Source organism: Nonomuraea lactucae (assembly GCF_003313395.1).
GTDB lineage: Bacteria > Actinomycetota > Actinomycetes > Streptosporangiales > Streptosporangiaceae > Nonomuraea > Nonomuraea lactucae.
Map to the genome: position 1 here is coordinate 1 of NZ_QNFZ01000733.1, position 3,865 is coordinate 3,865.

Genomic DNA, 3,865 nt, shown 5'->3' on the forward strand with positions numbered 1-3,865 from the left:
CCACGAACGCCGCCACGGTGCGGCGGGGCTCGGCGACGATGCGCACCCTCGTGACCCCGTCCAGCCCGCCGTCCAGCCCGCCGTCCGGCCCACCGTCCGGCCCGCCGCGCAGCTCGCCGGCGGCGAACGGCGTGCGCGACTCGCGTGCCACGGTGAAGGTGAGCACGCCGTCCTCCACCGTCCAGCCGGTGATCTGCTGCCCGTACAGCTCGTTCCCGTGGACGAGCGTCAGCGCCGTGGCCGGGTCCATCTCCTCGTCCAGCAGCAGCGTCGGCTCGTACTCCAGCGGCTGGAGCGGAACGGCCGCGCCCGAGGCGTCCACCAGCGGGTCGTGCCCGGCCACATCCACGCACACGACGCCGCGCCGGACGGCCGGCGTCGGGTTGACGACCAGCACCCCGCCGGACGGCACGCGGGCGGCCGGCCCGGCGGTCACCATGTCGCGGACTGCGTGCCCGAGGTGCTCGGCCTCGGCGATGCGGGCCGCCACCTGCTGGGCCGTGTCGTCCACGCCGCATCCCGTGACGGAGTCGTGGCCGCTCGCGTCGATCAGCCGCCACCACGCCATGTCGAGGAAGCGGGCCGGCCACTCGCCGCCCCAGAGCGCGGCCAGCGGCTCGGCGTACCGCTCGACCATCCGCTCGGCCCGGCCCATGGCCTGCTTGACGTGCGCGCGCACCGAGACGACGCCGGGCAGGATGTTGGCGCGGGCGTGCGAGCGCAGCTCACCTTCGACGCGCGGCAGCCCCTCCACGGCCCCGGCGTCCCCATACGCTTCTGTGTAGCCGCACAGGGTGTCCATGCGGGCGCCGATCGCGGCGACCAACCCGGGCAGGCCGCGCACGGGCGCCGAGTGGTCGGTGCCGTACATCGCGAGCAGCGGCCCGTCCGGCCCGTGCCACTCCCGCATCCGCGCCGTGAACCCGGCCGCCCGCTCGGCCAGCCGTTCCGGCTCCTCGAACAGGTGGGCCCCGTTGCCGTAGCCGCCCGCCGGCAGGTACTGCGTCCGCACGGCCGTCCCGTCGGGCGCCACCCAGGCGAACGCGTCCGTCACCACGGACGACGGCACCCCCCGGTAGACGCAGGCGTGCGACAGCCCCGCCTTCCGCAGGATCTGCGGCATCTGCGCCACGTGCCCGAACATGTCCGGCAGGTAGCCCACCGGCATGGCTCCGCCGAGCTTGTCCGCCCGATCCATGCCGAGCTCCAGGTTGCGGACGATGTTCTCGCCGGAGCACAGGAACTCGTCGAGCAGGATCTGCCACGGCCCCACCGCCAGCCGCCCCGACTCGACCAGCGCGGCGATCCGGTCGCGCCGCTCGGGCCGCACCTCCAGGTAGTCGTCGACGCAGGCGAGCTGCCCGTCGAGGGTGAAGTGGTAGCCGGGCTCGCGCTCCATCGTCTCGATCACCTCGTCGAGCAGCGCCACGAGCCGCAGCCTGAAGCGCTGGAACGGCTCGTACCACTCCCGGTCCCAGTGCGTGTGCGGGACGACGACGATCTCGCCCCTGTCGGCCTGCTCCGCGTTCACTCGGCCTCTCCTCCGATCGGCAGGTCGTGCTGTACGGCGTAGCGGGCGGCTACCCGCTGGGCCGTGACGATGTCCTCCAGGGCGCCGTCCGCACCGGTGAGCGGCGGCTCGCCACGGGTCACGAAGGCGTGGAACGCGGCCAGCTGCCGCTCGAACGCCTCGGACACGTCGCGCCACTCGGTGCGGCTCTCGGCTCCGGAACCGTCCGTGGAGACGACGGTCAGGGTCGTGGGGGCGTTCATCAGGTACGGCGAGGGGAAGGCCAGCTCCAGCGTGCCGCGGTCGTGGTGGACGGCCACGGTCTCGCGGTAGGCGGGGTAGTCCTCCAGGTAGTGCCACCGGATGGAGAACCTCCCGGCGGCCGGCAGCGGCCCCGAGATCTCGACGGAGCCCGGCCCCGGCCCCCACGTCTCGACGTGGGAGATCTCGGCCGGCGACCCGGTGAACCTCCTCAGCAACGACAGGTCGTGGCAGATCGACCCGAGCGCCACCCCGTACAGCGAGCGCACGGCGCCGGGTGCGGCCTCGCCGAGGGCCCGGGAGACGAGCGCGTCCTCGTCGGCCCGCAGCTCGGCGATCAGCTCCGGGTCCACGTCGCGGGCGCGGGCGAGGTTGGCGAAGGCCAGCTGCGACTCGCCGCTGGGGTGGAGCACGGTCACCTCGACCGACCTGATCGCCGCCGGGCCGCCCGCCTCGCTGAGGAGCTTCTCGGCCCGGCGCACGGCCGGGTCGTACTGCTTCATGTAGCCGACCATGAGCCTGCCCTCGGGCAGCGCGGCGACCTCCGCCCGGGTCAGCGCCAGGGGCTTCTCGCACAGCACGGCGTACCCGGCGCCGAGCGCCTGCCGTACCGTCTCGCCGTGCGAGCCGGAGGCGAGCACGAGCACGGCCTCGAAGCCGCCCTCGGACAGCATGCGGTCCAGGGCGGTGTGGCAGGCGGCCACACCCAGCCGGTCACCCACCTCGACGGCGAGCGCCCCGGACAGGTCACAGACGGCGGTCACCTCGAACAGGTCGCGGCGGCGCGACAGCAGCGGCACGTAGACCGCCTGCGTGACGGCGCCGCACCCGACCAGCGCGATCTTCAGGGCGCGTTCTCCCGAACTCGATGTCACAGTCCCAGCTCTCTCAGCTTCTCTCGGTTGGCCGCCTGGTCGGCGATGTTCCGCTCGACGGTGCGCCGGCCCGGCAGCGTGTCCTGCTCGATGACGACCCAGCCCCGATAGCCGGTCTCGCCGAGTGCGCGGACCACTCCCGGCAGGTCCAGCTCACCCTCCCCGAGCGGTGGGAAGCCGCCGCGGCCCATCAGCTCGCGCAGGTCCGCGCCCTCGGCGAGCGCCTCGGCCTGGATCGCCGTGTCGCCGTCCTTGATGTGGACGTGGCCGATCCGGCCCGCCCAGTCGCGCAGCGCGGTGACCGGGTCACCGCCGGCGAGCAGCAGGTGACCGGTGTCGAGGCAGAGCCGCACGTCCGTCAGCTCCAGCAGGCGCTCGACGTCCCGCGCGCTCTCGACGTGGGTGCCGAGATGGTGGTGGAAGGCCGGCTCGAAGCCGCCCTCGCGGCAGCGGTCGGCCGTCTCCTGCACACGCGCGGCGAACCCGGCCCACTCGCCGGGGGCGAGCCCTGGAGCGTTCCCGCCGGGCCTGGCGAAGCGTTCGGGCGAGCTCGGGCCGCCGAGCGTCGGCCTGGGTGCGAAGTGCTCGGGCGCAGCGGGCGCCGCCGCGAACACATCCAGGGTCGCGTCGAGGGCGGGCAGCGCCTTACGGAACGCATCGGGGTCGTGGTATGGCAGGTCGGCCCAGCCCCCGGCGAGCAGCAGGCCGCCCAGCCGGTCCGCCAGGTCGTCGGCGGTGCCCAGGTAGCCGGGCGGGCCGAGGTCGATGCCGTCGTATCCGGCGGCGGCGACGGCGTCGACCATCTCGCCCGCGGACAGCGGCGGCGGGGCGGTGGTCAGCTCGAAGACGCCGAAGCTCACCGGGGCGTTGGCGACCCTGGTCATTCGCACGGCGCCGTCACCTTGCCTCTCTGGTTGCCTCTCTGGCTGTCACGTGTCCGGGTTCGCGGGGGTCTCACGCGCACAGCGCCATCACCTCGTTCTCGTGGGTTTCCAGGCGGTGCCGTCCCTCCCGGGCGGGCACCAGCGCCCGGTCGCCGCGGACCACCTGGCGGGCGCCGTCGGGGCGCACCAGGATCAGGCCGTCGGCGTCCAGGGCGAGCAGTTCGTGGCCGAGCCTGAGGAGCAGCGGCTCGCCGGGCCCGGCTGAGATCGCGGTGCGCCCGGCCGCCACGGCGGCGAGCACGGCGCCGGTGTCCTCGGCCAGGACCCAGGTGGTC

Annotated in this window: 3 protein-coding genes and 1 pseudogene; all 4 read right to left on the minus strand. The window is 74.4% G+C overall.

The genetic code is table 11. The features are described from left to right. Positions 1 to 1,531: glycoside hydrolase family 38 N-terminal domain-containing protein (locus DQW85_RS26275; protein ID WP_476703615.1), on the minus strand; the 1,531-nt coding region annotated here is incomplete at its 3' end. Further along, on the minus strand, positions 1,528 to 2,646 hold the full coding sequence (locus DQW85_RS26280; RefSeq protein WP_240197433.1) for a Gfo/Idh/MocA family protein: 1,119 nt from the start codon (positions 2,644 to 2,646) through the stop codon (positions 1,528 to 1,530). The genes DQW85_RS26280 and DQW85_RS26275, both read right to left, overlap by 4 nt. Continuing rightward, positions 2,643 to 3,530, minus strand: a complete 888-nt coding sequence (locus tag DQW85_RS26285; RefSeq protein WP_113702621.1) for a TIM barrel protein — start codon at positions 3,528 to 3,530, stop codon at positions 2,643 to 2,645. Before DQW85_RS26285 ends, DQW85_RS26280 begins: the two co-directional genes overlap by 4 nt. Positions 3,531 to 3,600: 70 nt before the next feature. Then, positions 3,601 to 3,865: pseudogene (locus tag DQW85_RS26290) on the minus strand (PHP domain-containing protein); the annotation flags it as partial.